Origin of the sequence: Salinimicrobium sp. TH3 (genome assembly GCF_026676115.1) — a bacterium.
Taxonomy (GTDB): Bacteria; Bacteroidota; Bacteroidia; order Flavobacteriales; family Flavobacteriaceae; genus Salinimicrobium.
This window is the reverse complement of record NZ_JAPONB010000002.1, coordinates 269990-296797: the sequence shown is the minus strand read 5'-3', so window position 1 is coordinate 296797 and position 26808 is coordinate 269990. Positions and strand designations below refer to the sequence as shown.

Sequence of the window (26808 nt, the reverse complement as noted above, 5' to 3'; positions counted from 1 at the left end):
ATGAGTGTTATAAGAAATATATTAAATTCCCGCTCTTCCAGAGGCGGGAATTTTTTTGTCGAATTGACAAAGATCATGGGTTTCAAACCTCGTAACATTTCACATTATAAAAAAGCCTTTACACACCGGTCCCTAAATCAAAAAGATGCCGAAGGAAATGCTATTAATTTTGAAAGAATGGAGTTCCTTGGAGATGCCATGCTTAGTGCAGTTATCGCCTCCCACCTGTTCAATGAGGTCCCGGGCGGTAATGAAGGGTACCTTACCAAAATGAGGTCCAAGATCGTGAGTCGCAAACATCTCAATGAGTTAGGCAAGGATCTGGATTTGATCAAACACATCAATACTAATATCCCAACCGAGCAGTTTGGAACCAACATCCACGGCAATCTCTTTGAAGCCCTAATTGGGGCTATTTATCTTGACAGAGGTTACAGGTACACCAATAAGTTTATCTATGAAAGGGTCATAGAACCTTATGTAGATATAGAACAGCTGGAAGGTACTGTTATAAGTTATAAAGGACTTCTTATCGAGTGGTGTCAAAAGGAAAAAAAGGAATTCAATTACGAAATTTACGAAGACACGGGGAAGGATGAATTAAAACATTTTGCCGTTAAACTTCGAATTGATAACAGGGTCGTGGCCAAGGCTCGTGCAACTTCCAAGAAGAAAGCTGAAGAAAAGGCATCTAAAAGAGCCTATTATGCCTTGCAGACAAAAATTTCCACATCTTAGAAATATCACAGAAACTATAACGTTTTCGTAAGATATTCTGAAAATAAGGCCCAAAAAAATTAATTATCTACGACACAATAATTATCTTTAGCCTTTGATGTAAAATCATATGCCGGCGCACAAACTGGTTTTAGATGAAGTTTTTGAACAGCCCTATAAGCTACTTGCTATACATTCTTCGGTAGAGGAATTTAAGCTGGCTTACCTGTTGAACAAGCATATAGACTTAAAGTTGGCCAGGACACCAAAAGACATTGATCTTCATAAAGGGGATGAAAGCAGTTTATTCGCCCATTTTATTTATGAGGATCTGCAAAAATATTGCACCTATCATCTGGTGAACAATGTCGCAAGACAGGAAGGCAGGTCAGGGTCAGATCTAGATTCTCTTTTTTCTGAAGATCATCTGGCTGTCAAAAAATCATTTTTATTACCGGAATTCAAGCAGGTAGATTTTTTGGTGAAGATCGAAGATGAACTGGATGCGATATCAACAAAAATGCTCATCTCAAGAATCCTGGAGATCCCTCAGGTTTCTACCGCTTATGCCATTGATTTTCATCGCATAAAAACAAAAGAAAATTTAATATTTGACTAATGCCGAATACGAAAAAGACTAAGATTGTGGCCACCCTTGGGCCGGCCTCAAGTTCTAAAGATGTTTTGAGAGATATGATGCTAGCAGGTGTGAACGTGTTCAGGATCAATTTTTCTCATGCCGATTATGAAGATGTAAAACAACGTATAAAGATTATACGTGAGCTCAATGAAGAACTGGGCTTTACAACAGCCATTCTGGGGGACCTGCAGGGGCCAAAGCTCAGGGTTGGAAAAATGAAGGAGGAAGTAGTGGTTTCAAAAGGTGACGAAATCACTTTTGCCACCGGAGCGGAGTTCGAAGGAACATCTTCCCGGGTTTATATGAATTATGATGAATTTCCTCAGGATGTAAAAGCCGGAGAACGTATTTTACTGGATGATGGAAAACTTATTTTTGAGGTGGTAAGCACCAATAAAAAAGATGAGGTCCTGGCCAAAGTAGTCCAAGGAGGACCGCTCAGATCAAAAAAAGGAGTTAACCTCCCCAATACAAAGATATCCCTTCCCGCCCTTACAGAAAAAGACATTCAGGACGCCGAATTTGCAGTAAAGCAGGGTGTAGACTGGATCGCGCTTTCTTTCGTTAGGAATAGCGATGACCTTATTGAGCTTCAAAACCTTATTAAGGAACATACAGATGAAAAGATCCCTATTATTGCCAAAATTGAAAAGCCCGAAGGTGTAGATAATATCGATAAGATTGTAGCCTACTGTGATGGTCTTATGGTGGCACGTGGAGATCTTGGTGTTGAAATTCCGGCGCAGGAAGTACCTCTTATTCAGAAACAGCTTGTGCTAAAGGCTAAAAAGGCAAGGATTCCGGTTATAATCGCCACCCAGATGATGGAAACCATGATCACCAGCCTTACCCCAACAAGGGCCGAGGTAAACGATGTAGCCAACTCGGTTATGGATGGTGCCGATGCTGTTATGTTAAGTGGAGAAACTTCTGTGGGGAATTATCCTGTACAGGTGATCGAGAAAATGAGCCAAATTATCATGAGTGTTGAAAATTCACCACTTATCAAAGTTCCTCATGAACCACCACATGTGCGTACAAAGAGATACATTACTAAATCAATTTGTTACCACGCTGCTCACATGGCCAATGAGATCAAGGCACAGGCTATTTGTACCCTTACAAATAGTGGTTACACCGCGTTCCAGATCTCTGCCTGGAGACCTGAATCCAATATTTTGGTTTTCACCTCCAACAAAAGAATCCTTAATCAATTAAGTCTTCTGTGGGGAGTACGAGCGTTCTATTACGATAAAATGGTGAGTACAGATGAAACTATAGACGACATTAACAGGATCGCAACAGAGTTTAAATTCGTTGAAAAAGGTGATTTTACGATCAACCTTGCAGCTATGCCAATCACCAACAAAGGGATGGTGAACACGCTGCGTATTTCTGAAATTGAGTAGATCTGAGATCTGAGATTTGAGATTTTAGATAATAATAAGCCACAGAGACACGATCTTTGTGGCTTTTCTTATTAATGGAGGGGGAGCTTACCAGCTGAAGCCAGCCTAAAAATCAAATTCTAAGCACCAAATTCCAATTTTAAATACCGGGTTTGAACCACCACCTCAACCCGCTTTTTAAATGGGCATTGCGCAGTTGGCAGTAAATATTCTCCAGAACCTTTCCTTTTTTTAGCTAACCGAAAAAGTTCTCTATTCAGGCACGTATGCCAAAGAACCCGCAACCCGCAACGCTTTTCACCCGCAACTTTAAGTCTTTTTTCCTGGTTCTTGACTTTTAGAGCGCAGCAGAATAAAAAAATTAAAAATCAAATTTGAGCTGCACGGCGATCTCTTTCTTTTCTTCTTTCTCATCCTCTTTCTCAGTATTGAGATTTGACAGGGAAATACCCAGGAGACGAACAGAATCCTTCATTTTTTCCTGGTATAACAATTCTTTTGCGGTTTCCAGGATGAGTTCCTTCGATGAAACGTAATAGGAGAGGGTTTTGCTTCGGGTCTGTAGTGTAAAATCGCTGTATTTGATCTTAAGGGTAATTGTTTTTCCTGCCACTTTATTCTTTGCGAGGCGCCGCTCAATTTCATCGGAAATATTCTGCAGCCGTTCGAGCATAAATATTTCTGAAGATATATTCTCCTCAAAAGTGCGTTCTGCACCCAAAGATTTCCTAATCCGGGAAGGCTTTACTTCGCTGTTGTGAATCCCGCGAACTACATAAAAATAATATTCCCCGTTTTTTCCGAAGTTGTCATTTAGGAAGTCCAGGGATCTGTTTTTAAGATCTTTTCCCGTAAAAATCCCCAATCGGTACATCTTTTCGGCAGTTACCTTGCCTACACCGTAAAACTTTCTAATCTCCAGGTCTTCCAAAAAAGCTTCTACTTCTTCGGGAGGTACGGTTTTTTGCCCATTAGGCTTGTTGACATCACTCGCTACCTTGGCAATGAATTTATTGATTGAGATACCTGCAGAGGCATTCAGCCCCGTCTTTTCTTTGATTTTTTCACGAATTTCCCTCGCGACAAGAGAGGCGCTGGGATTTCCCTTTTTATTTTCCGTAACATCGAGATAAGCTTCATCGAGTGATAAAGGCTCTACCATATCGGTATACTCAAAAAAGATGCTTCTTATGCGCTGTGAGATCTCCCGGTATCTTTCAAATCGTGGTTTTACAAAAATGAGGTTGGGGCAGTTGCGTTTTGCCAGCACACTGCTCATAGCACTTTTAACACCAAATTTGCGTGCTTCATAACTTGCTGCAGCCACTACTCCCCGTTGGGAACTGCCTCCCACGGCAATAGGTTTTCCTTTCAGTTCAGGATTATCCAGCTGTTCCACAGAGGCATAGAATGCGTCCATGTCTACGTGAATGATCTTTCGCTGTTTGGTCTCCTGCATCGCTGTAAAATTAGTGAAACTTCTGCTTCAGGTTTGATGAAGTTCTTCCTTAGGAAAAATTTTCCGCAGAAAAATCTTTTCTGGTTTTCCCTTTTTTGACAAACTTTGATTTGAGGCCAAAATCGGTTACCTTCATAAAAAACAATTGCAATGAAAACAGCGATCATATTAGGAGCTACCGGTCTTACGGGCGGGGAGCTGCTCCACAAACTTCTTGAGGATGATAGATACAGCAAGATCAAACTTTTCTCCCGCTCTTCCATAGGTGTCAAAAATGACAAAATTGAAGAACATTTAGTTGATCTGTTCGAGCTGGAGAAGCATTCCAAAGATTTTGTTGCCGATGAGGTCTTTTGTTGTATTGGGACCACCCAGGCTAAAACTCCAGATGAAGAGACCTATTACAAAATCGACCATGGAATCCCCGTCGGGGCAGCAAAACTGGCGAAAGAAAACAAAATACCACGTTTTATAGTGATCTCTGCCCTGGGAGCCGATCCTGATAGCCGCTTTTTCTACAATCGCACTAAGGGAGAAATGGAACGCGATGTGCTGGCACAAGGTATACCCGAAACTTATATTTTTGAGCCATCCCTCATCGCCGGAAACAGGGAAGAAAGCCGGCCTTTTGAAGCCGCATGGAAAAAGGTGATGAGCGTGGGAGACCACTTGCTCCTGGGACCTCTAAAAAAGTATCGCAGCATCCATGCAGGTTCGATCGCAGATGCTATGATCTATGTGGCTAATAATAAATATGCCGCCACCCGAATTGAATCCAGGGAGATCAGGGAAATTGCAGAGAGTTATCGTTAAAATTAGGAAATGCAGGAAATAGAGAGAAAATTTCTCATTTTAGATAGCCCCAATTTCAGGGAAGATGCTTTTAGCAGGACCAGGATCGTGCAGGGGTACCTTAACTCGGCACCCGAAAGAACTGTGAGGGTGAGGATAAGAGGGGATAAAGGTTTTTTAACTATTAAAGGTAAAAGTAGCAGCGACGGACTTTCCCGTTATGAATGGGAAAGAGAAATACCTCTTTTTGAGGCTGAAGAACTTCTGAAGTTATCAGAGCCGAGAAAAATTGAAAAATACCGTTATGAAATCAAGGTGGAAAATCACACTTTTGAAGTCGATGAATTTCTAGGTGAGAATGAAGGTTTACTTATGGCTGAAGTTGAATTAAATAATGAAACTGAAGAAATAAAGAAACCTTTGTGGCTGGGAAAGGAAGTCACGGGAGATCAAAGATATTATAATTCTTATTTGAGTAAATTTCCTTTTAAAGAATGGCAAACCGACAGATTATGAAAAAAACCATTACAGTAATCGCTGGGATCATGCTAACGCTGGCCTGCAACCAAAGTAAGGATACCCGGGGTATTCCGGGACCCGAGGAAGTTGAGGCGCGACAGCCAGACACAACCCGCAATATTGAACTGGAGGCAGAGGAGTTGCAAAAGCAGGGGTATCAAACCTTTATTTACGACGAGGCAGGGGAAAAACACCTTATGCAGCAATATTTTATTGTATTCCTAAAATCAGGTACGAATAGGAGTCAGGATTCTGTTGCAGCTGCAGAGCTTCAAAAACAACATTTGGCACATCTTAGCAGAATGGCCAATGAAGGTTATATGAGTCTTGCCGGTCCTTTTGGTGATGATGGAGAGATTCGGGGAATTGCAGTTTATAATACTCCAACTATTGAAATGGCCGATAGTCTGGCCAGGCTTGACCCAATGGTTGAAGCGGGAAGGCTTGATATAGAAATTCACCCCTGGTGGGCAGCCAAAGGTCAAGCATTGAAGTAAACCCAATCTACTTTTTCTTAGCATTCTTAATGGCAGGTAAAAACACTATCGCTATGGAAAAGAACGCCCTTCCCCGGCTGCAGTATAAAGGCAGCGAACAGCAAAAATTGACATTACATCTGTTTTTCCAGATCATGGGAAAGATCAGGATGAGTTGTAGTCCCCGAAAGAATCACTGGTGGTATATTACCCTATACCTAGATACAAAAGGTTTCACCACAGGACCTGTTCCCTACAAAAACGGGTTGGAGACCTTTACTCTTTTATTGAATCTGCACAATCAACGCCTGGAGGTGTTTACATCTGGAGGAGAGGAGGCTTATTTTGACATTTTTGAAGGAATATCTGTGGCGGAATTTTACCTGCAACTAAAGAACATTCTAAAGAGGTTCGGGATAGAAACAGAAATACTGGAAAGACCTTTTGATTTAAATATTGATAAAAGCTTCAAGGAGTTGGAAGAAATAAGGTCTTATGACCGGGAATATGTCCAGCGATACTGGAAGGTAATGTTGTGGGCATCAAATGTTTTTAAAGACTTTAGTGGCCGGTTCTATGGCAAGACCTGCCCGGTTCATCTTTTCTGGCATTCCATGGACCTGGCGGTGACAAGATTCTCGGGTAAAAGGGCGCCAAAAATGCCTTCTGAAGCAAGGATTTCAGACAAAGATGCCTATAGCCACGAGTGCATTAGCTTCGGATTTTGGCCCGGTGATCCCAACATTCCTGAACCTGCATTTTACTCTTACACCTTCCCGGCACCTGAAGGAATTGAGAAAACCACGCTAAAGCCGAAACAGGCGAAGTGGGTTGAGAATAACGGTAATTGGCTGGCCATATTGCCATACAGGGATTTGCAGGAAGTGGAAGAGCCGGCTACTGTTCTACTGGATTTTCTTGAAAGTGCTTATCAGGCGGGTGCCCGGCTTAAGGAGTGGGATGTTGAGGATCTAAAGGTGCCGCCTTTAAGAGACCTTTTAAAAAAAACTGCCCCAAAAAGGGGGCAGTTCCAACAACTAAAAAACCAATCATGAAAATTATTCCCAGCCGCCTCCCAGCGCCTGGTATAGATCTACTATTGAACTTAGTTCATCAAATCTTATATTAACGAGCTCCAGCTGTGCATTGAGCGCATTTTCTCTTGCAGTCAAAACTTCCAGATAATTTGCAAAGCCATTGTTGAGCAGTTCTTCCGAATAGGAAGTGGCTAGATCATAGGCTTCGAATTCGTTCTGCTTTATATCCAGCTTTTTGTCGGCTGCGGCATAGTTGTACAAAGCATCTGAAACCTCACTTGAGGCTTCCAGTATTGCCCTCCTAAATTCCAGGAACGCAATCTCCTGTTGTGCCTGCGCAACTTCATATTGCGTTCTTATTTGTCTCCTGTTGAAGATGGGCTGGGTAAGAGAACCTACCACACTTGCAAAAAGGGAATTAGTGTCGATAAGATCTGCCAGGTCCAGACTTTGGAATCCACCGTTGGCGGTAAGACGTAAAGCAGGATAAAAGTTGCTCCTGGCCACATTGGTAAGCTGAAATGCGTTCACGAGGTTGTATTCTGCAGCAATAACATCTGGCCTCATCCTAAGCAGTTGCACCGGTACTCCCGTTCTTAGCTCAGTATTAAGGTCCTGTAGCCCCAGTTCGGTTCTTTCGATTGAATGTGGCGCTTCCCCCAGCAGGATGGAAAAGGTATTTTCCAGTAGCCTTATCTGGTTCTCCAGGTCTATTACAACTGCCTCTGCGCGGTAGAGTTGGGCTTCAGTTTGCTTAACACCCACTTCGGTAACATTTCCCGCCTGCTTGAGCGCTTTAATTGTTTCAAGGCTGTTCATCCTGTTTGCCACTGTTTCTCTTGTCACCTCCAATTGCTCATCAAGAGCCAAAAGTTGATAATAGAGATTGGCAATGTTAGCTACCAGCCTTGTCTTTACGGCCCGGTGTGCTGCCACAGTTTGTAGATAGGCTGCTCGCTGTGCTCTTTCATTGCTCTTTATTCTACCCCAAATATCGGCTTCCCAGGAAAGATTGGCCGTTGCATCATATTGTGTGGTGGAACCGCCAAGGAAGCTTCCAAACTGGCTGTTTTGGGCCAGTTCCTGATGAGCTACCTGCGCCGATATGCTAAGCGTTGGCAGGTACTGTGACTTCGCCTGTTTGAGGTAAGCACCCGCAGCCTCAATTTGCTGCAGGGCTATCCTTATATCGATATTATTCTCCAGCGCCCGGTCAATATGGTTTTCAAGAACAGGATCTGTAAAAAGTTCTCTCCATGAAATTTGTGCCATGGAGATGGTATCTGTAGGAAGTTCATCTGTTCTGTAAGTTTCTGCCTCTACAACTTCGGCAGGGCGGGAGTATTCCTTAGCCACAAAGCACGACTGCAGGGAGAGCAGGACAGCGGGGATTAAAACGAACTTATATATTTTGGTTTTTCTCATTTTCTAAAGGTTTTCATTTGCTGCTTTAGGTTGACCTGTCATTTTTTCCTGCAGCCACTGGAAGAGAATAAAGAGGATAGGAATAATGAAAATTCCAAGTAAGGTTCCTATCAGCAATCCGCCAACAGCCCCTGTTCCTATAGATCTGTTTCCGGCAGCTCCCGTTCCTGTTGCAAAAACCAGCGGAAGAAGTCCCACGATAAAGGCAAAAGAAGTCATCAGGATAGGTCGCAGTCGTGCCTGTGCTGCGCCAAGGGCAGAGTCTACTATTGAATTCCCCGCGTTACGCCTTTGTATGGCAAATTCCACGATCAAAATGGCATTTTTGGCAAGTAATCCCAGCAGCATGATGAGTGCGATCTGGAAATAGATATTGTTTTCAAGACCGGTCAACGCTGTGGTGACATAAGCTCCCATCACCCCAACCGGTAGCGAAAGCAGTACCGCCAGGGGCAGTAAGTAACTTTCATATTGTGCCGAGAGAATGAAAAACACGAACAGAATACTCAAAAGGAAGATGAAGGTGGTTTGATCTCCTGCGGAAATCTCTTCCCTTGTTAATCCAGAGAACCCAATATCGAAACCTTCCGGAAGGGATCCTGTTCCTACTTCCTGCACTGCAGCAATAGCATCACCCGAAGAATATCCGGGAGCCGCTGCACCATTCACACTGGCCGAATTAAACAGGTTAAACCTGGTAACCGATTGTGGTCCATATACCCTGCTAAGGGTTACAAACTGAGTGATTGGTGCCATCTCGCCTTGTGCATTACGCACAAAAATCGAATTAAGATCGTCCACTGTCGCTCTATCCTCGGGTAAAGCCTGCACAAATACACGATACTGCTTTCCAAAGCGGGCAAAGTCGGCAGCGTAAACAGATCCAATATAAGACTGAAGGGTGGAGAAGATAGTTCCTATATCTACTCCTGCTTCTTTGGCTTTTGGAATGTTGAGGTCGATTTCGTACTGCGGATAGTTAGTATTAAAAGAACTTCTTGCATAAAGGATCTCCGGTCTTGCAGAAAGATCGGCCAGGTAGTTCTGGGTAGCGTTATCGAGTTGTTCAAAACTACCGCCAGTACGGTCCAGAACCTTCATCTCAAATCCAGATGATGCTCCAAAACCGGGCACACTGGGAGGCTGGAAAAAGAGAATATTGGCATCGCTTATTCCCGCAGCCGTACCAAAGAATTTTCCGATGATAGCTTCAGCCGACATGCCTTCTTCAGTTCGTTCATCCCAGTCGTCAAGCTTGATAAATCCAATTCCATAGTTACTTCCGGCACCACCTAAAAAGCTGAATCCGTTTACTACAGAAACCACATCTACTCCCGGAATTTGCTCTACCCTTCGGGTTAATTCCGCAGTAACTTCCGCAGTTCTGTCAAGGGAAGCTCCGGCAGGAAGTTCTATGTTGGCGAAAATCATTCCGCGGTCTTCATCGGGTACGAAACCGGTTGGAGTTGTAGCTGAAGCCCAGAAGATCGCTCCAACCGCGGCCAAAATAATCACTCCGGTGATCCATTTATGTTTGTATAGGAAGGAAACCGACCTTACATATTTCCTCGTGGTGACGTCAAAGGCGACATTGAAGGTAGAAAAGAAACGTTTTAAAAAGCCTTTTCTCTTTCCTTCTTTTTCATGATGAGGTTTTAAAAATAATGCACAAAGAGCGGGACTTAAGGTTAAGGCGTTTACTGCCGAAATAGCAATAGCAACCATTAATGTGACCCCAAACTGCTCATAAAATACTCCTGTAGGACCCGTTATAAAGGTAACCGGTATAAATACCGCACCCATTACCAGGGTAATGGAAATAATTGCACCTGCAATTTCTTCCATCGCAGAATGTGTCGCTTGTTTGGCATTTTCGGCACCCTGTTCCAGCTTCGCATGTACTGCTTCTACCACCACAATGGCATCATCTACTACAATACCAATTGCCAGCACGAGCGCGAACAGCGTAAGCAGGTTAATGGAATAGCCAAACAGGTTAAGGAAGAAAAATGTCCCAATGATCGATACCGGTACCGCTATGGCCGGGATGAGCGTAGACTTAAAATCCTGAAGGAACACAAACACCACCAGGAACACCAGTAGAAAGGCCTCAAAAATGGTAAGAACTACTTTATTTATAGAAGCATTAAGGAACTCATTGGAATCAAAGTTAATCCTGGTTTCCAGTCCCGTTGGAAAGTTCTCTTCCAGTTCATCCAGTTTTTGGTGGACATTCTCAATGATCTCCTGCGCATTCGAACCGGGCGTTTGATAAACACCCATACTTACCCCTGGTTTTCCGTTTGTGAAGGAGATCACATTGTAACCCTGTGCATCGAGTTCTACATCTGCAACATCTTCAAGTCTTAGAAACCTTCCGGCGTCAAGGGCTTTGATTACAATATTCCTGTAATCTTCTTCGCTGTTGTATCTCCCGCTGTATCGTATAACATACTCAAAAGCTTCAGCATTATTTTGTCCTAAAGATCCTGCCGCAGCTTCCTGGCTTTGCTCATTGATCGCTCCAATCACATCGGCAGGAATGAGGTTGTAAGCAGCCATTTTTTCAGGCTGTAACCAAACTCTCATTGCATAGGTCTTGGCTCCAAAAACGTTCACATCTCCAACCCCGTTGATCCTTTTTAATTCCGGGATCACGTTGATATTGAGGTAATTTTGAATAAAAGTTGCATCGTAGGCATCATTTTCAGAAACTACGGTGAAGAACATCAAAGCACTTGTTTGCTGTTTCTGGGTTGTCACTCCACTTTGGGTAACTTCCCGCGGAAGCAGAGGCGTAGCCCTGGCCACCCGGTTTTGAACGTTTACCGCTGCAATATCGGGGTCTATTCCCTGTTCAAAAAAGACCTGGATACTTGCACTACCGTTGTTACTGGCAGTAGAGGTGATGTAATCCATTCCCTCCACCCCGTTAATTTGTTCTTCAATGGGGATGATCACACTCTCCAGTACCGTGGCAGCATTTGCCCCGGGATAACTGGCATTTACCTGCACCGTGGGGGGAGCAATATCTGGATATTGGGTCACCGGCAGGGTGGTGATCGCGAGGACCCCCAACATAACTATAACTATGGAGACTACTGTAGATAGAACAGGCCTCTCTATAAAAGTTTTGAGCATTAGTCTTTCTTATTTAAAGATTGGTTTGATGGAAGTGGCAATACTGTCAAAGGAAACTGGCTGCGGAACAATAGGCGTGTTATTTCTTAACTTACCTACTCCCTGAGCGACGATCTTATCTCCAGGCCTAACTCCCTCTCCTACAACAATAAGGTTTTGAACACGATCTATAACCTGGATAGGAACTGAAACTGCAAGAGTATCTCCCTGCACCCCATAAACATAAACTCTTCCCTGTTGTTCAAAGGAAGCAGATTCGGGTACTACCGGAACTTCCTCATAAGTGCGGGGAATTCTTATCCTTCCGCTGTTCCCGCTGGCAAGAATTCCATTAGGATTAGGGAACATGGCCCGAAAGCCTACTGTTCCTGTCGAAGGATCCACCTGTCCCGTTACTGTTTGGATCTCACCTGTTTCTGAATAGATCCTGTCATTTACTAACTGCAGTTGGACCGGCGGGAAATTCTCAATTTTTTCTGAAATATTTTCTCCTTCGGCATTCTGAAGGAAGTTAAGATAATCTCTTTCATTCATTGAAAAGAAGGCGTAGACTTGGTCAATATCTGAAACTGTTGTAAGTGGAGTAGGGTCTCCCGCACTTACTAAAGCCCCTTCCCTAAAATTGATGGCACCCACATTACCATCTACCGGACTTTTAATATTCGAATATCCTATACTGGCTGCTATACTGCTGTAACCGGCTTTTGCCTGTTCAAGTCTTGCTTTTGCTGTTTCCAGTTGTACAGGACTAATTATTCCTTTTTCTACCAATGGTTTTAACTTATCAACCTCTACCTGGGCAGCATTTACGTTGGCACGGGCGGCACCGGCTTCCTGCGAAAGAGACTCTGTTTCAAGTCTAAAAAGGACCTGCCCTTTTTTCACCTTTTCACCTTCATCCACCAGCACCTGTGTAATATACCCCGGCACCTTGGCCCTAACCGCACTATTCACAGTACCTTCAATACTTACCGGGTAAGATGTAAAGCCTGTAACGGTCCTTTGCGGTACTTCTATAACCGGGAATGGCATAGCACCACCTTGCTGCGCCTGGCCTGCATTCTCATCCTGGCAGGAGATCATTGTAAAGACACTCAATACTAGGCTTATATAAATTATTTTTCTCATATCTTCTTTCTGTCTGGTGTTAGTTGTTTCTTGATAAGATCTTGTTTTTAAATTTCTTTACTGCAGTAGAAGTCTCCTCCAAAAAGGTGAGAAAATCATCCTGAAATTCAAGATCAAATTGAAATTCGGCTGTTTCTTCTGCCTCTTTGTTGCACTGTTCTTTATACTCTCTAATCTTTAAATGCAGCTTTTTCTCATTCTCCCATTTATTGATCATTTCGTCCATGACATTGAGAACGAGATTTGGATCCACAATGAAGTATCTCTTGCGGTCTCCAGTTTTAGTAAAATATTTGACCCGGTTGGTATTTTGAAGATGGTCCAGATGGTTGGAAATCGTGCTCTTGCCCGCCTGTAATTCACATACCAACTGGTCAAAAGTCATCCCTTTTTTGCCGGATAGTATCAAAGTAGAAAGAATGCGTGCCGCAAGAGGAGCAAGGTGATCTCCTTCTAGGTGCACGCCTAGCTCTTCTATAAGGTTCTTTCGTTGATTTTCTAAATCCATTTTCTTTTCTTCAAAAGTTTGAAGCTGCAAAAATAGGATTAGTTCGGAATTTTCCGAACAATTAGAACCTTAAATTTAAGTTAAAGCAATTACAGGAAGTTGAGGTCGTTTGATTTCATTAAGAAACCAATCCTTACCATGCTGCGGAGTTCCTTAAATGCGATAAGACTTTCTGCATACCCGTAGTACCACTCTGCCATAAAGTTAATGCTCTTCATTTCAAAAGGGCTGTATAAAATCCTGGTTCGTAGAGCACCTTTGAGGTCCCAGTTGAGCCCTTTTTGAGCCATGATTTCAAAAGACCACAGTTCGGGTTTTATTTCGAAGGAATAATTTACTTCCCCCAGACCTACATAATCGGGAAGATCCGGGTTATCTTTTTTGTATCTAAAAGGCCACCATACCTCTCCGCTCAGGGTGTGCCTTTTCCCCAGATCGGCATGAAAGGCCAGGGCAATTTTATTCCAGCTTCGGGAATAAATGCTGTCGCGCCCGTTGGATTCATGTTCGAATTTTAGGAATGCCATTCCCAATAGTTCGTCTTTCTTGTCAAAAACGGGAAGTCCCAAATTTAAACCCGGCTTAAAATTGATCTCCTGAAAAGGTTTTGATTGGTCATAGATATCCCAGAAAGCCTTTTGCGTATAGGTAAGGAAAAGGTATGAATCCCACGGAAATTTATTGCGGCTTAGCAAATACCTGAAGTTTACCTTGTATTTTACATCTGCAGTTTGCCGGGTAATGTCTTTATTAAGCGGCACCCCCGAGATGAAGTAGTTATCTTCATGCAGGGAGAAGGCGGGCATGTCATTGATGGTATCCTTGATCTGTTCCCTTGAAAGTCGCTGCCCCTGAAGGTCAGCACTTATTAGAAAGAAGCAAAGAAGAAAAAGGCTATGAATAAATATTATCCACAATTTTCGGGGATATGAACGTGCTGTTTTCATACCGCGAAATTAAATTTACTTTAGTTTTATAGAATGACAAGTAAGGCTAATTTTATGTTAACCTTTAGCTTATCAACTTTTCCAAATTTCAGGACTTGGAAAGTTAATTCGGCTTCTTCTGATGATCAAAAGGAAAGTTGTAAAGCTTTGGGCGGGAGTGAATAATTTTAAAATTTTGGACACCGTCATATAGATCTAAAACTTCTTTTCTTAGAAGAAAAGTGGGATTAGCCGACACCAATGTGTTGTAGGAGGAGTGTTTCCATTCATGAGGTGCCTCTACAAATTTGCAGCCACAGGATTGTTGTGGATGTAATGGATGAGCTGGTGTAAATACTTTTCTGAATCTATTTCCTTTCTTTTGAAATTCTTCATGAAAAGACTTCCCATTCTATTTTGCTGTTTATTAAAGGCCTGGGAGTATGAACTGAAAAAGTTGGAAAATTTTTTACTGCAATACAATCCAATTTTTTCTGAATTCGAGAATCCCGAATCGTGAAAGTCTTCGGCAGATTTGATTCTAATTAGAAAATGAAAATGGTTTGGCATCAAACAATAGCAGTAAGTTTCTGCGACTGGTGTGATATGTTGTTGATACTTACGTAAAAAGAATTCGTAGTTCCCGGGATTGGCGAAGACTTTTTCATTGCCGTTAGCACGATTATAGATGTGGTAAAATTTATCGGGTTCTAACGGTATCATAGTAAAAAAATAAAAGGGCAAGAACTTAAGAGCTTTTCCAAAGTTTCAAACTTTGGAAAAGCTAAGAAAAGCTGGAAAGGGGATTACTCCTCTCCATAGATCCCGATTTCCAGCTCACCATCACGGTTCATTTTCGCCCTGTACATTCCCGCGGTGTTGAATTCCATGGCCACATTTCCTTCATGGTCTATGGCAATTATTCCTCCGTCACCACCCAGAGCCGGAATTTTTTTCTGGATCACTTCCCGGGCGGCTTCGTCAAGGCTTAATCCTTTGTACTCCATAAGGGCGGAAATATCATACGCTACCATTCCGCGGATAAAGAATTCCCCCCAGCCGGTGCTGGAAACCGCAACTGTTTTATTGTTGGCGTAAGTGCCTGCACCAATAATGGGCGCATCTCCAATTCGGTTGTATCGTTTATTGGTCATTCCTCCTGTGGAAGTTCCTGCTGCAAGATTTCCGTGCTTATCGAGTGCAGCACAACCCACTGTTCCAAATTTGGAGTCTTTAATATAGGGATCCAAAAATGCCGTTTTTTGATCATCATGATCCAGCTGGGTCTTTTCCTGTTCCCTTATGCGTTGCAGACTTTTATACCTTTCTTCGGTATAGAAATACTGAGGGTCAACAATCTCGATCCCCTGTTCCTCTGCAAACTTTTCGGCACCTTTTCCTGCCAGCAACACATGTTCAGAATTTACCATTACCTCGTAGGCAAGATTAATTGGGTTCTTAATTGTGGTGACTCCGGCAACTGCGCCGGCATTAAGGGTTGCTCCATCCATAATGGAAGCATCGAGTTCGTTAGTGCCTTCATTTGTAAAAACAGCACCTTTCCCGGCATTAAATAATGGGGAGTTTTCCATCACATTAATGGTACGCTGCACAGCCTCCAGGGCTGTACCGCCATTGGCAAGGATCTCGTGCCCTGTTCTAATGGCCTCTTCCAGTTTTGCCCGGTATTGTTGCTCCAGGCTATCGTTCATATTTTCTTTTAAGATGGTCCCGGCACCACCGTGAATGACGATTCCAAAATTTGGAATGCTGTCTTTTTCTTCTGAAGCAACTTCAGGAGTTTCAGAATTAACTGAATTCTTTTCAGCAGAATTATTACAGGCAAGGGTTCCAAAAAGGGCAAAAACGAGAAGTATTTTTTTCATGTTCTAAAATTTTCAGAAGGAAAGTTAAGAAAAAAGGGTGGTTCGATAGTCAACTGTTGCTTTGGAAGATATCTTCAGGAAAAGATTCCGTAAATTTAGGGTCCTAAAACAAAACCTATGGCCATAGCAAAACCTTTTAATCTTAATAAATGGATAGTGCAAAACAGGGACCTGCTCAAGCCGCCGGTGGCCAATAAAAGCCTGTATCCCGATGCCGAGGATTATATTGTAATGGTTGTGGGTGGACCAAATTCCCGGAAAGATTATCATTACAATGAAACAGAAGAACTCTTCTACCAACTTGAGGGAAATATAAAAGTTCATATCCAGGAAGAGGGGCAAAAGCGAACTTTTGAGCTGGGACCCGGAGATATGTACCTGCATCCTGCAAAGGTGCCGCATTCTCCAGAGCGTACTGAAGGTTCTGTGGGGCTTGTGGTAGAACGAAGAAGAACAGATATTAATGCCAAGGACGGCCTATTGTGGTTCTGTGAGAACTGTAACAACAAACTTTATGAGGTCTATTTCCCTTTACATGATATAGAAAATGATTTTCAAAAACATTTTGATCATTTTTACCAGAGTGAGGAGCTACGCACCTGCAACAATTGTGGGACTGTGATGGAGAAACCGAAGTAGACTGCAGCTGTTCAAGGCTTTCATCTTTAATTTTTTTATATTCGCAACAATCCGAACAAATCCATAACAAAACAACAACTAGAATGAGCGCAATTGCAGAAAAATTTGGAATAAATCAAGCTTTAAAAGAGCTTGGTCTTAATGTAGATGAAGTCAATAAAGGTACTTCAACCGGGAAGGAATGGTTCTCTTCGGGAGAGGTGATCGAATCCTATTCTCCTGTAGACGGAGCTTTAATTGGAAAAGTGAAGGCTACCACAGAAGAAGATTATAATCGTGTAATTGAAACTGCACAGGAGGCTTTTAAAACCTGGAGAACTATGCCGTCGCCTCAAAGAGGAGAAATAGTGCGTAAATTTAATGATGAATTACGCCGACTTAAGGAACCACTTGGGAAACTGGTTTCATACGAAATGGGGAAATCTTACCAGGAAGGTCTTGGAGAGGTGCAGGAAATGATTGATATCTGCGATTTCGCAGTAGGATTAAGTAGACAGCTGCACGGTCTTACAATGCATTCTGAACGTCCCGGCCACCGTATGTACGAGCAGTACCACCCGCTGGGGATTGTTGGAGTGATTTCAGCTTTTAATTTCCCTGTAGCCGTTTGGTCCTGGAACACTGCCCTTGCATGGGTATGTGGGGATGTGTGCGTTTGGAAAGGATCTGAAAAAACACCTTTAACATCTGTTGCCTGTCAAAATATCGCAGCCAGAGTATTTTCAGAAAATGGTCTTCCCGAAGGAATTTCCTGTTTGATCACTGGAGACTATAAAGTGGGCGAAATGATGACCAATGATAAAAGAGTTCCTTTAATATCCGCAACCGGATCTATAAGAATGGGTAAAATTGTTGCCCAGGCAGTAGCTGCAAGATTGGGTAAATCTCTTCTGGAGCTTGGAGGAAACAACGCGATCATCGTAACTCCCGATGCTGATATAAAAAATACAGTAATAGGAGCAGTCTTTGGAGCCGTGGGTACCTGTGGACAACGTTGTACTTCTACCAGAAGACTAATTATTCACGATTCTATTTATGATAAGGTAAAAAACGCCATTGTTGATGCCTATAAACAAATACGAATAGGTAATCCATTGGATGAAAATAACCATGTCGGTCCGCTTATCGATAAAGATGCAGTAAAAAATTATCAGGCTGCTTTAGACAAAGTAGTTGAAGAAGGCGGAAAGATCCTCGTGGAAGGCGGTGTGCTTGAAGGTGAAGGTTATGAAAGCGGTTGCTATGTAAAGCCGGCAATTGCCGAAGCCAAAAATGAATATGAGATCGTGCAACATGAAACTTTTGCACCGGTCCTTTATATAATGAAGTATTCAGGAGATCTCGAAAATGCAATCGAATTACAAAACGGAGTGGTACAGGGGCTTTCTTCTGCAATTATGACCAATAACCTTCGCGAAGCTGAGAGATTCCTTTCTGTGGAAGGATCTGACTGCGGAATTGCCAATGTGAACATTGGTACTTCTGGAGCCGAGATAGGCGGAGCCTTTGGAGGTGAAAAAGAAACTGGTGGCGGAAGAGAGTCTGGATCTGATGCCTGGAAGATTTACATGCGCCGACAAACAAATACCATAAATTATACAACAGAGCTGCCATTGGCACAGGGAATAAAATTTGATTTATAGTATTTAACAAATATTGCTGAAATTTAAAAATCCGCTTCTCCTGAAGCGGGTTTTTTTATCATAACTACCTCACAATTAGTGTTTAAAAGATAATTTTTTAAATTATCTTTAATAGAACTTTAAAGTGTTGAACTATGAGAAGGATATCTTTTTGTGCGGTAGTTCTTTTATTATTTTATTTCTCCTGTAATAACAAGAATTCCGAAGCTGAGGAACCTGTTGTTTCTGAATTTGAGTCTAATTACGAGGTGGCATCAGAAAAGTTTTCTGAAATGAATGAAAAAGCTATGACCCATTTGGCCAATTTTGAATTTGATGAGTGGAGCAATATGCTGGCCGATGATGTAGAGTATTATTTTCCTGATGGTGATGCCGACAGGACAATAATAAAGGGAAAGGAGGAAGTTGTAAACTGGTGGAAAAACTGGAGAAAAACTTCGGGGATCGATAGCATGGAATTTGTGGATTTGGTAACGATTCCTGTTAAAGCAAATCAGGAATTAAATTATTCAGGTTTAACAGGGGTGATAACCATCACCTATTTTTCAAATCACATGAATTTCAATGGGCAGCCGGTAAATATCCGTTCTAATTCAGCCTCACATTTTAATCAGGATAGTTTAATTGATAGGATCTATACCTATTATGACCGTACTCCAATTATAGAAACCGTGGATAATAATATTCTGGAAATCATTGTGAAAAATGAATAGATAAGGCGGGATCATGTGATACGGTATTAGAATATTACTGGCGAAAATTTTTTATCTTAGGAAAGACTAAGCCAGTAACGTTATGAAAAAAATTTACCTTCTCTTATTTATTGCCGGATTATTCTTTGCATGTGTACCGGAAGATCATGTATTGGAAATAGAAATAGTCAACAACACTTCCCAGCCGGTAAAAGATATTAAAATACTTACAGCAGGAGACAGGGTTTCATTTGCAGCCGATGTTTTACCTGCAGGGCAGGATATAGCTCATACGCTCCAGGTAAAAAGTAATATAGCCGATGGTAAATACACCTTCAGATTCACCAGAAGCAATGGGGAACAAGAGTTGGTTCAAGGAACTTATCTTGAAGAAGGAGAAGGATACCTAAAGAAAACATTACTTTTTTCAATTCAGGAACAGGCGGTGAATGTCGATCAAAAAGTTCTTGAGGTAAAGTAATTGATCTATTCTTCAGAATATTTAGTAGCCCTGCTGGTGAATCTTGACAGGATGACCAGCTTTTTCTTGGTGTTAATAAAATATACTCCGGTTAGCAGGACCGCGGCGGCAATAGCCGACTGGCTGGTGATCTGCTCATCAAGAAAATACCAGCCCAAGATCATGGCGATAACGGGGTTCACATAGGTGGAAGTCGCTACTTTTTCGGGAGAAACCACCTTCAGCAGGTAATTGAAAGCGGTGAAGGCCACAATACTACCAAAAATAATAAGTAATACCATCGAATACTGAACGGGTGTGCTCCAGGTTGTGGGAGCAGTCCAGGGTTCATCAAAAAGCAAACTTGCAATACCCAAGATAATTCCCGCGGTGAACATCTGGTAGCCGGTATTCACAAAATGATTTGTGGGTAGATTTGCTTTGCTTACAAATAAACTTCCGTAGGACCAGCTAAGAAGACAGGCAAAGATCATAAGGATGCCGAGCACAGAATTTTCATTGGAGGTTACCTGCTTCTGGCTTACCAGCAGGTAGATCCCTATTAGTCCTAAAGCTACGCCTACCATAGACATGGGCAGTATCTTTTTTCCTTCAAGGATTCGCATAAACAACAGAACTACCAGTGGCTGTGCAGAAATAACTAAAGCTGCAAAACCGCTGTCAACGAACCTCAGGGCCCACACTACAACTCCATTTCCAAAGGCCAGAAACAGGAAACCGGCAATAACAGTGTTAAAGAACTGGGCACGAGTTATTCTTAATTTTTTCCCCATGGCCTTACTTATGGCAAAAATGAGGAGTCCTGCAGTGACAAATCTTATTGAAGCAAGCATGAAAGGCGGCAACTCGGTTACTGCCACCTTGTTAAGCAGGTAAGTCGAACCCCATATCACATAGATTGAAAAAAAAGCAAGTAGGATAAAAAGAGGATTTTTCGACTGATTCATGCTGAAATTTTGCTGTACAAACTTAGGAATAAATCGGCTGCTACTGCTATTGCCTTTAAATACATAATCCTAAAATTTTGTAACTTATATAAATTAAGGTTGCGAAAAATGCTGAAAGGAATATGTCTTTGTTTTGGGATACTTACCGGCCTGTTTTGCACCTCCCAGACAGCTATGGAAAATAAAACTTTGAAGATCTTTCTTGCGGGGGATGTAATGACAGGCCGGGGAATTGATCAGGCATTAAAGTATTCTGTAGGGCCGGTAATTTATGAGCCCTTTGTTAAGGACGCGCGCGATTACCTTCTTTTGGCAGAAAGGGAAAACGGAGAGCTGGAGCTCCCTTTGAGTTACAGGTATATTTGGGGTGATGCAATGAGAATTTGGGATCAAAGAGATCCCCATCTCAAGCTCATCAACCTGGAAACAAGTCTTACCACCCACGATGAGCCGTGGCCTGCAAAAGGTATACATTACCGCATGCATCCAAAAAATGTAAGACTGTTTACAGTAGCGGATATTGATTATTGCAGCCTGGCCAACAATCATGTTCTGGATTGGAAAAGGGGAGGTTTGGTGGAAACGATGAAAAGTCTTGAAGATTCTAAAATAGCATTTTCGGGAGCAGGTAAAAATAAAAAGGAAGCAGCCGAACCTGCAATTTTTCAGCTGAAAGGTGCAAGGGTACTGGTATATTCCTATGGCTCTCCCGGCAGCGGAATTCCTGAGACCTGGGCTGCTAAAAAAGACAGATCTGGGGTAAATTTCTTATCCGGTTTTTCCGAAGAACATTTACGGGAGATCACCAATCATATTGCTGCCGTAAAAAAGGAGGGGGATGTCGTTATTTTTTCCATTCATTGGGGACCGAACTGGGGCTACAATGTCCCTGAGGTTCATAGAAAGTTTGCTCATGATCTTATCGATAAAGCCGGAGTGGATGTCATCTTTGGACATTCTTCCCATCACCCCATGGGATTGGAAATTTATAAGAAAAAGCTAATAATTTACGGAGCAGGTGATTTCATCAATGATTATGAGGGCATTAGCGGCCATGAAAAGTATAGAGGTGAGCTTTCTCTTATGTATTTTCCCGAGTTGGATCCTTCAACGGGAGATCTTTTAAAATTAAATATGGTGCCCATGGAAATAAGGAAGTTTAGCCTTCGCAGAGCTTCTAAAAAAGATGCTGAATGGTTGCGGGAGGTACTTAATAGGGAGAGCAGGAGATATGGTGTAAAAATAGATCTCAAAAATGACACTTTAGAAGCAGATTTATTTTAGTTTCTACAGGCCCTCAAAAGCCTTTTAATGTGTAGACAAACCAGCACTATATTATTCTTTTAAAGAGATTATTTGTAGTTTTTAATTCCTGAAAGTGGTAAATTTATTGAGGTTTAAAAAATTTTCTTCATCTCTAAAGGAATGACGAATGAAAAAGATCTCTCTTATTTGCATTCTCACCTTCTATGCATTTTTTCTTATCTCTTTTGAAGGTATTGCCTGCACCACTTTTTGTTTGCAGGACGGGAACCGGGTAGTCTTTGGTAGGAACTTTGACTTTCCCGTAGGTTACGGCCACGTAGTTATCAACAAACGAAACACTACTAAAGCGGCAATGATTCGCCCACCCGAAAAGCCCTTTGAATGGACTTCCAAATTTGGCAGTGTCACTTTTAACCAAAATGGGCGAGAATTTCCATACGGGGGAATAAACGAAAGTGGACTCGTTATTGAGCAAATGGCCCTAAACGAATCCATTTATCCCGAATCAGACCATAGGTATGGCTTGACCGAACTACAATGGATCCAATATCAGCTTGATAATTCGGCCAGTGTGGAGGAGGTCATAGCTTCTGAGAAATTTTTAAGGATTTCTCCGCAGTCGGTAGCAAAACTTCATTTTTTGGTGGCAGACAAAATGGGGAATGTGGCAACTATAGAATTCATAGATGGAAAAATGGTTGCTCACACGGGAGAAGGGCTTCCTGTAAAGGTTTTAGCAAATGATACCTATAAGAACAGTATGAATTATCTGGAAGATTTTTCGGGATTTGGAGGAACTAAAGACATACCTGTTTCTTCTGCACCGCTGGATCGCTTTGTCAATGCAGCAGTTGCACTTCAGGAATTTTCCGGAGAGGACTTGATAGATTATTCTTTTAAAATACTGGAAAGGGTAAAGCAGGAAGATTCAAGCACTCAGTGGAGCATAGTGTACGATCTCAATAATCTGGAGGTTTATTTTAAAACCCGGAATAATCCTGAACTTAGAAAATTTTCCCTGCAGGAAATGGATTTTGATTGTGATTCTCCTGTTCAATATGCTAATATAGATGAAGGATCAACTGCCGGGAAACTTCTGTTTGAAGATTTTTCGCCGGAACAAAATGAAGATCTAATAAACCGGGTTTGGAGCGAAGTGGAATTTCTCTCCCCACTCCCATTAGAGGTAAGGAAATTTTACGCAGACTATCCCATGACCTTAAAGTGTGAAGAGCGTAAGCTTTAAAAAACCAGAGACTGATTAAAAAGCCTGTTTGAACGTCAAGTTTGAATTTGTTTCAGGTTCTAAAAGGTCCAAAAATCGGGATAAAAAGGTTCTGGTACAAACTTAATAACGATAGCAAAAGATTTTATGAGGTAATTTTTAGACCTAAAATTTATGCTTTTTGTATTTGTAAAACGCTTAAATTTAAATAGGTATAAGCACCTTGCGTAAAATTCTCAAGAATTTTAACCGTTAAGATCTTGAGAAGGAGGTGGGAAAAATGGCTTTAAGATGGCTAGAAAAAAGCTAAGACCGAAGAAATCTGTATCCTGGATAAAACAGGAGCTTCTCAGTATTACCGCAGTAATTATCAGTGTCGGCACACTGCTGGTGTTTCTCTATCAAACAAATCTCGTACGGAAGCAACAGTATATGTCTGTTCTCCCTTATCTGGAGTTTGAGCATCACGCCGTTTTCTCAGACGATTATGAGCTGATTTTAAGAAATAAGGGAATAGGCCCCGCATTAATAACTTCAAGGAATGTAGTTATTAAAGGGCAGAAATATGATCTTGATGTGGGAAGGTATCTTCAGGAGCATATAGCAGTAAAAGATTCTGTGAATTTTCTCATTTCGAATGTATCTAGAGGAAATTTAATATCGGAAAAAGAAGGAATTTCCATGGTCGACCTTGAGCCGAACTCCAGTAGATCGGGCCTGGAGAAATTTTACAGTCTTCTTTACAATGTCTCGAATTTGTAGTGGAGTATGAATCTGTCTATGGAGAACGCTGGCAGGTTAGCACAAAAGAGACTGCGCCAAAAAAATAAAAAAAAGATAGGAACAAAAACCCCCGCTTTTGCGGGGGTCATTCTTTATAAGGTTCCGTTTGGTGCTACCCATGCAAACTGGTGGGGATCCTGTGGAACTTTGATCCTTTCGGAGATCCTGGTCATCCTGTCCGGCAGTTTCATTAGGTAATCACGTGCTTTTTCGGCTTTATCTGTCAGGGAAGTCATCTTGTCAATTTCCCAGAATTCATTTAGTTTTTGAAGGATATCAATATAATCGTGGGTGGTATATACTCCAAGTCTTTGAGCGGCATTCGAGAAGTTTTCAAAAGCTTCGCCAATTCCCTGGCCAGATTCTCTAATAAACTGGGCGGGCATAACGATCTTCTTTTTCATCATATCTTCAAAGGCCAACATCATTTCACTCGGGTCATATTCAAAGATTGTCTTCACAAATTCCCTGTAAGCAAGGTGGTGACGCATTTCGTCCCCTGCAATAATATTGCACATCTTCGCCAGCATTTTATTTCCTTTTTTTCTCGCCAGTTGGCCTACTCGCTTATGAGAAATGTTGGTTGCCAGTTCCTGAAAGCTGGTATAAACAAAATTGCGGTAAGGATCACGTCCTGTTCCAATATCGAAGCCGTCGTTGATAAGGTATTGAGTGGTTTTTTCAACTTCTTTCATATCAACCCTTCCTGAGAGATATAGATATTTGTTAAGCGTATCTCCATGACGGTTCTCTTCCCCTGTCCAATGGCGAATCCATTTGGCCCAGCCGTTCTGCATACCTTTTTGCTGCCCGTGCTGCTCCACTCCTTCCATGTCCATAAGCCAGGATTCGTAGGTAGGCAAAGCTTCTTCGGTCACCATATCGGCTACCAGCACTACCCAGAAATCATATCCCAGTTCCTTGGCCTCTTCCCGTATTTGGGTGACCTCTTCAAAAAAACCTTCTTCCTGGGAATTGGGTAAAAGATCTGTAGGTTGCCATATTTCTTCAACGGGAATAAGATATTTTTCCACGAATTCATCAATAGACTTCTCAACAGTCTTCATTACTTCTAATCGAATATTCTCTAGGGCCATATAAAAAATTTAAACATATAGGTTCAATAACCGCACCAAATTAACGTATTGGTAATCTACAAAGATAAGAAGTTAATAGAGGAAGCATCTTAAAATTAATCTTAATTTCTACCCGATTCTTCGGGATAAAGAGTGTGGACAGGATCACTTTGAACAAGCTCCCCTGAATTTACGTCAAGTAAAGATATTTTCCCCATAAATGCAGCCCCTGTGTCGACATTGCAAACATTGGCAAAGCGGGTGGGTTTGTCTCTGCCTATCCTTGTCACGGGCGTGTGCCCAATATAGATCTCTTTAAAAAGAGCTAATCGTTTTGGATACTCTGTGTCACCGGGTTTTAGATTGGGATCTATGCTCATAGCCATTTCCCAAAGCGTACGGTCCCAGTAAAAAGGAGTGGGAGTATATTCTTCTTCTGGACCTTTTTGATTCGTAAAACCCGCATGAACAAACAAGCGATTTTCTTTATCAATATAATAATTGACCATTTGATCGAAGAAGATTATGTGTTCTTCTTTTTCTTCTTTTGATAACTGCCGGTAAGCATCTATGCTGGATTGCCCGCCATGCTGCAGCCACTGGTCATTCTGCTCTCCCGTCTTAAGCCAGCGATGAGTAAGATCATCGTGATTTCCACGCAGAAAAATACAGGTATTTTGTTTTGCAAATTCTATGAGGTAAGACACAACATTTGCCGAATCGCTCCACCCGTCAACATAATCTCCAAGGAAGATTATTTGGTCATCGGGGGTGATTTTTGCACGTTCGAGCAACTGCACCAGGGCTTTTAGCCCGCCATGTATATCTCCTATTACAAGAGTCCTTCCCATTCTCAGTTATATTTTACTTTTCGAAGGATCCTTAAACTGTCTTTGTACTGTTGATAGATCCTTTCATCATATCTCCTTAATTCATCTTTTGAATCCTCAAGCTTGTCGAGTGCTTCATTAAAGCCGTTAAAATAGCATAATAAATAAGTGGCCGGCAAATTGTAAAGATCCTTTTCTTCAGACGGGGTTAATTTTAAGTTTTGTCTTAGTTTGCTTACCAGGGTGATATTGGAATTATAGATATGGTAAAGTGTCTTTTTTTCGAACTGTGGAGGCTCAAAAAGCATAGTGGTCTTGATCTCATATGTAGCATTATCCTTAAAAAGGATCTTCACTTCCTCCAAAGGATAATAATGAAACCTGTCATTAAGTCCAAGTCTTACATGTTCCAGGATTGTAAAAAGATCTTCCGAAATTTCTATGCTCACCTCATCAAGTTCAGAATAAAAAAGCTTTACCTGTTCGTTGATTAGTTCAATATCTACCCTGGAAAAATATGTTTTTCCACTAAGTTCTTTTTTCTTTCCGCTCCAGCAAATGACAAAATATTCTTTAAAAACCTTGTAGGTTGGGCTCAGATTTTCATGTCTACCCATAAAGTCAAGTACCCCGTCTAAGGTCATTTCGATGTTGTTTTGGGAATGAGCTTCAATAGACTCTACAATATGGGAATTATCACTTTGGGTCCCGCGGGAAAATTCTGAAGAAATGCTTATGCTGCCCTCTCTCACAAAAATACTTCCTGCAGAATATTTCCAGATCCCTTTTCGCAAGGAGCAGGTTCTGCCTTTGTTCGGCCTGATTGTTACCAGACCTACCACCAGTTCCCCCGGCAAATGTGGAAAGGGAATATTTTCATAAGACACTAATGGAGGATTATCCAAATAGGCATTTACAAGGTTCTGTATCTTGCTGTCATCAAAGAAATCTACACCCTTCACTTCGTTATCGGCGTCTTCCACGCCAATAACCATAAATGAATTATTGTTGGGATTAGAATTTGAAAGGGCGCAAATATGCTTAAGGAATTTGGCCTTTCCTTCTCTTTCGGCAAGGTTGATCTGGCGCTTTTTATCATAAAAACTGTTTTCGCTGTTATGCGCAAGCAGGTTTTTTATGAGAAGGCGCTTGTTGATCATGGC

Annotated in this window: 26 protein-coding genes; 14 read left to right on the top strand and 12 right to left on the bottom strand. The window is 41.8% G+C overall.

Annotated features, from left to right (window positions below):
- From rnc to pyk, 3 genes are all read left to right on the top strand, one after another.
- Window positions 1-738, top strand: coding sequence for a ribonuclease III (gene rnc / locus OU683_RS04595; RefSeq protein WP_268135692.1), 738 nt, complete (start codon window positions 1-3; stop codon window positions 736-738).
- A 109-nt stretch (window positions 739-847) separates the two neighbouring features.
- Window positions 848-1336, top strand: coding sequence for an IPExxxVDY family protein (locus OU683_RS04590; RefSeq protein WP_268135690.1), 489 nt, complete (start codon window positions 848-850; stop codon window positions 1334-1336).
- Entirely contained in the window at window positions 1336-2766 is a 1431-nt protein-coding gene (gene pyk / locus OU683_RS04585; protein ID WP_268135688.1) for a pyruvate kinase, read from the top strand. Before OU683_RS04590 ends, pyk begins: the two co-directional genes overlap by 1 nt.
- 361 nt (window positions 2767-3127) lie before the next feature.
- Here pyk and dinB read toward each other — a convergent pair whose 3' ends face one another.
- A complete protein-coding gene (gene dinB, locus OU683_RS04580) occupies window positions 3128-4225 on the bottom strand; it encodes a DNA polymerase IV (RefSeq protein WP_268135686.1) in 1098 nt (365 codons plus the stop codon).
- A 150-nt stretch (window positions 4226-4375) separates the two neighbouring features.
- Here dinB and OU683_RS04575 point away from each other — a divergent pair, with 150 nt between their 5' ends.
- The 4 genes from OU683_RS04575 to OU683_RS04560 are packed head-to-tail and all read left to right on the top strand — an operon-like array spanning window position 4376 to window position 7067.
- Entirely contained in the window at window positions 4376-5038 is a 663-nt protein-coding gene (locus OU683_RS04575) for an NAD(P)H-binding protein (RefSeq protein WP_268135683.1), read from the top strand.
- Between the two features lie 9 nt (window positions 5039-5047).
- A complete protein-coding gene (locus tag OU683_RS04570; RefSeq protein ID WP_268135680.1) occupies window positions 5048-5533 on the top strand; it encodes a CYTH domain-containing protein in 486 nt (161 codons plus the stop codon).
- Window positions 5530-6033, top strand: coding sequence for a YciI family protein (locus OU683_RS04565; RefSeq protein WP_268135678.1), 504 nt, complete (start codon window positions 5530-5532; stop codon window positions 6031-6033). The genes OU683_RS04570 and OU683_RS04565 overlap by 4 nt, the downstream gene beginning before the upstream one ends.
- 53 nt (window positions 6034-6086) lie before the next feature.
- Window positions 6087-7067 (top strand): DUF5996 family protein, encoded by a 981-nt coding sequence (locus OU683_RS04560; protein ID WP_268135676.1) that lies wholly within the window; start codon window positions 6087-6089, stop codon window positions 7065-7067.
- 3 nt (window positions 7068-7070) lie between these two features.
- On the opposite strand, the gene OU683_RS04555 is transcribed toward OU683_RS04560, so the two are convergent.
- The 7 genes from OU683_RS04555 to OU683_RS04525 form a co-directional block, all read right to left on the bottom strand.
- Entirely contained in the window at window positions 7071-8474 is a 1404-nt protein-coding gene (locus OU683_RS04555; RefSeq protein ID WP_268135674.1) for an efflux transporter outer membrane subunit, read from the bottom strand.
- 3 nt (window positions 8475-8477) lie between these two features.
- Window positions 8478-11615, bottom strand: a complete 3138-nt coding sequence (locus OU683_RS04550) for an efflux RND transporter permease subunit (RefSeq protein ID WP_268135672.1) — start codon at window positions 11613-11615, stop codon at window positions 8478-8480.
- A 9-nt stretch (window positions 11616-11624) separates the two neighbouring features.
- Window positions 11625-12743 (bottom strand): efflux RND transporter periplasmic adaptor subunit, encoded by a 1119-nt coding sequence (locus OU683_RS04545; protein WP_268135670.1) that lies wholly within the window; start codon window positions 12741-12743, stop codon window positions 11625-11627.
- Window positions 12744-12762: 19 nt separating this feature from the next.
- Entirely contained in the window at window positions 12763-13251 is a 489-nt protein-coding gene (locus OU683_RS04540; RefSeq protein WP_268135668.1) for a GbsR/MarR family transcriptional regulator, read from the bottom strand.
- A gap of 89 nt (window positions 13252-13340) precedes the next feature.
- Window positions 13341-14198: a phospholipase A gene (locus OU683_RS04535; protein WP_268135666.1), complete on the bottom strand. Its 858-nt coding sequence runs from the start codon at window positions 14196-14198 to the stop codon at window positions 13341-13343.
- Window positions 14199-14477: 279 nt separating this feature from the next.
- Window positions 14478-14900 carry a transposase gene (locus OU683_RS04530; RefSeq protein WP_268135664.1) on the bottom strand — a complete coding sequence of 141 codons (423 nt, stop codon included), beginning with the start codon at window positions 14898-14900 and terminating at the stop codon, window positions 14478-14480.
- 83 nt (window positions 14901-14983) lie between these two features.
- Entirely contained in the window at window positions 14984-16063 is a 1080-nt protein-coding gene (locus tag OU683_RS04525; protein ID WP_268135662.1) for an isoaspartyl peptidase/L-asparaginase family protein, read from the bottom strand.
- Window positions 16064-16180: 117 nt separating this feature from the next.
- Between OU683_RS04525 and OU683_RS04520 the strand changes: the two genes are divergently transcribed.
- From OU683_RS04520 to OU683_RS04505, 4 genes are all read left to right on the top strand, one after another.
- Window positions 16181-16702, top strand: a complete 522-nt coding sequence (locus OU683_RS04520) for a 3-hydroxyanthranilate 3,4-dioxygenase (RefSeq protein WP_268135660.1) — start codon at window positions 16181-16183, stop codon at window positions 16700-16702.
- 83 nt (window positions 16703-16785) lie between these two features.
- The gene (gene amaB, locus OU683_RS04515; protein WP_268135658.1) at window positions 16786-18345 is read left to right on the top strand and encodes an L-piperidine-6-carboxylate dehydrogenase; all 1560 of its coding nucleotides are present in this window, start codon (window positions 16786-16788) and stop codon (window positions 18343-18345) included.
- Between the two features lie 134 nt (window positions 18346-18479).
- On the top strand, window positions 18480-19058 hold the full coding sequence (locus OU683_RS04510) for a nuclear transport factor 2 family protein (protein ID WP_268135655.1): 579 nt from the start codon (window positions 18480-18482) through the stop codon (window positions 19056-19058).
- Window positions 19059-19140: 82 nt separating this feature from the next.
- The gene (locus OU683_RS04505) at window positions 19141-19518 is read left to right on the top strand and encodes a hypothetical protein (protein WP_268135653.1); all 378 of its coding nucleotides are present in this window, start codon (window positions 19141-19143) and stop codon (window positions 19516-19518) included.
- A 5-nt stretch (window positions 19519-19523) separates the two neighbouring features.
- Here the strand turns inward: OU683_RS04505 and OU683_RS04500 are convergent, their stop codons facing one another.
- Window positions 19524-20465 carry an EamA family transporter gene (locus OU683_RS04500; RefSeq protein WP_268135651.1) on the bottom strand — a complete coding sequence of 314 codons (942 nt, stop codon included), beginning with the start codon at window positions 20463-20465 and terminating at the stop codon, window positions 19524-19526.
- A 108-nt stretch (window positions 20466-20573) separates the two neighbouring features.
- Here OU683_RS04500 and OU683_RS04495 point away from each other — a divergent pair, with 108 nt between their 5' ends.
- The 3 genes from OU683_RS04495 to OU683_RS04485 all read left to right on the top strand — a co-directional run bounded on the left by OU683_RS04495 (window position 20574) and on the right by OU683_RS04485 (window position 23718).
- Entirely contained in the window at window positions 20574-21749 is a 1176-nt protein-coding gene (locus tag OU683_RS04495; RefSeq protein WP_268135649.1) for a CapA family protein, read from the top strand.
- 148 nt (window positions 21750-21897) lie between these two features.
- Window positions 21898-22977 (top strand): linear amide C-N hydrolase, encoded by a 1080-nt coding sequence (locus OU683_RS04490; protein WP_268135647.1) that lies wholly within the window; start codon window positions 21898-21900, stop codon window positions 22975-22977.
- A gap of 270 nt (window positions 22978-23247) precedes the next feature.
- A complete protein-coding gene (locus tag OU683_RS04485; RefSeq protein WP_268135644.1) occupies window positions 23248-23718 on the top strand; it encodes a hypothetical protein in 471 nt (156 codons plus the stop codon).
- 113 nt (window positions 23719-23831) lie between these two features.
- Here the strand turns inward: OU683_RS04485 and OU683_RS04480 are convergent, their stop codons facing one another.
- The 3 genes from OU683_RS04480 to OU683_RS04470 all read right to left on the bottom strand — a co-directional run bounded on the left by OU683_RS04480 (window position 23832) and on the right by OU683_RS04470 (window position 26805).
- Window positions 23832-24836, bottom strand: coding sequence for an acyl-ACP desaturase (locus OU683_RS04480; RefSeq protein WP_228913735.1), 1005 nt, complete (start codon window positions 24834-24836; stop codon window positions 23832-23834).
- A gap of 101 nt (window positions 24837-24937) precedes the next feature.
- Complete coding sequence (locus OU683_RS04475) at window positions 24938-25666, bottom strand: metallophosphoesterase family protein (RefSeq protein ID WP_268135641.1); 729 nt, start codon at window positions 25664-25666, stop codon at window positions 24938-24940.
- A 2-nt stretch (window positions 25667-25668) separates the two neighbouring features.
- Window positions 25669-26805 carry an ATP-binding protein gene (locus OU683_RS04470; RefSeq protein WP_268135638.1) on the bottom strand — a complete coding sequence of 379 codons (1137 nt, stop codon included), beginning with the start codon at window positions 26803-26805 and terminating at the stop codon, window positions 25669-25671.
- Window positions 26806-26808 lie beyond the last annotated feature (3 nt).

Bases quoted from the DNA above. Each gene is read 5' to 3' on its own strand.
- OU683_RS04530 (WP_268135664.1), bottom strand. From the start codon at position 14,900: ATGATACCGTTAGAACCCGATAAATTTTACCACATCTATAATCGTGCT.
- OU683_RS04470 (WP_268135638.1), bottom strand. From the start codon at position 26,805: ATGATCAACAAGCGCCTTCTCATAAAAAACCTGCTTGCGCATAACAGC.
- OU683_RS04520 (WP_268135660.1), top strand. From the start codon at position 16,181: ATGGCCATAGCAAAACCTTTTAATCTTAATAAATGGATAGTGCAAAAC.
- rnc (WP_268135692.1), top strand. From the start codon at position 1: ATGAGTGTTATAAGAAATATATTAAATTCCCGCTCTTCCAGAGGCGGG.
- OU683_RS04510 (WP_268135655.1), top strand. From the start codon at position 18,480: ATGAGAAGGATATCTTTTTGTGCGGTAGTTCTTTTATTATTTTATTTC.
- OU683_RS04485 (WP_268135644.1), top strand. From the start codon at position 23,248: ATGGCTAGAAAAAAGCTAAGACCGAAGAAATCTGTATCCTGGATAAAA.
- OU683_RS04525 (WP_268135662.1), bottom strand. From the start codon at position 16,063: ATGAAAAAAATACTTCTCGTTTTTGCCCTTTTTGGAACCCTTGCCTGT.
- OU683_RS04560 (WP_268135676.1), top strand. From the start codon at position 6,087: ATGGAAAAGAACGCCCTTCCCCGGCTGCAGTATAAAGGCAGCGAACAG.
- OU683_RS04490 (WP_268135647.1), top strand. From the start codon at position 21,898: ATGAAAAAGATCTCTCTTATTTGCATTCTCACCTTCTATGCATTTTTT.
- OU683_RS04545 (WP_268135670.1), bottom strand. From the start codon at position 12,743: ATGAGAAAAATAATTTATATAAGCCTAGTATTGAGTGTCTTTACAATG.
- OU683_RS04550 (WP_268135672.1), bottom strand. From the start codon at position 11,615: ATGCTCAAAACTTTTATAGAGAGGCCTGTTCTATCTACAGTAGTCTCC.
- OU683_RS04565 (WP_268135678.1), top strand. From the start codon at position 5,530: ATGAAAAAAACCATTACAGTAATCGCTGGGATCATGCTAACGCTGGCC.
- OU683_RS04495 (WP_268135649.1), top strand. From the start codon at position 20,574: ATGCTGAAAGGAATATGTCTTTGTTTTGGGATACTTACCGGCCTGTTT.
- OU683_RS04480 (WP_228913735.1), bottom strand. From the start codon at position 24,836: ATGGCCCTAGAGAATATTCGATTAGAAGTAATGAAGACTGTTGAGAAG.
- OU683_RS04540 (WP_268135668.1), bottom strand. From the start codon at position 13,251: ATGGATTTAGAAAATCAACGAAAGAACCTTATAGAAGAGCTAGGCGTG.
- OU683_RS04570 (WP_268135680.1), top strand. From the start codon at position 5,048: ATGCAGGAAATAGAGAGAAAATTTCTCATTTTAGATAGCCCCAATTTC.
- OU683_RS04575 (WP_268135683.1), top strand. From the start codon at position 4,376: ATGAAAACAGCGATCATATTAGGAGCTACCGGTCTTACGGGCGGGGAG.
- amaB (WP_268135658.1), top strand. From the start codon at position 16,786: ATGAGCGCAATTGCAGAAAAATTTGGAATAAATCAAGCTTTAAAAGAG.
- OU683_RS04500 (WP_268135651.1), bottom strand. From the start codon at position 20,465: ATGAATCAGTCGAAAAATCCTCTTTTTATCCTACTTGCTTTTTTTTCA.
- OU683_RS04475 (WP_268135641.1), bottom strand. From the start codon at position 25,666: ATGGGAAGGACTCTTGTAATAGGAGATATACATGGCGGGCTAAAAGCC.
- OU683_RS04555 (WP_268135674.1), bottom strand. From the start codon at position 8,474: ATGAGAAAAACCAAAATATATAAGTTCGTTTTAATCCCCGCTGTCCTG.
- OU683_RS04505 (WP_268135653.1), top strand. From the start codon at position 19,141: ATGAAAAAAATTTACCTTCTCTTATTTATTGCCGGATTATTCTTTGCA.
- dinB (WP_268135686.1), bottom strand. From the start codon at position 4,225: ATGCAGGAGACCAAACAGCGAAAGATCATTCACGTAGACATGGACGCA.
- OU683_RS04590 (WP_268135690.1), top strand. From the start codon at position 848: ATGCCGGCGCACAAACTGGTTTTAGATGAAGTTTTTGAACAGCCCTAT.
- pyk (WP_268135688.1), top strand. From the start codon at position 1,336: ATGCCGAATACGAAAAAGACTAAGATTGTGGCCACCCTTGGGCCGGCC.
- OU683_RS04535 (WP_268135666.1), bottom strand. From the start codon at position 14,198: ATGAAAACAGCACGTTCATATCCCCGAAAATTGTGGATAATATTTATT.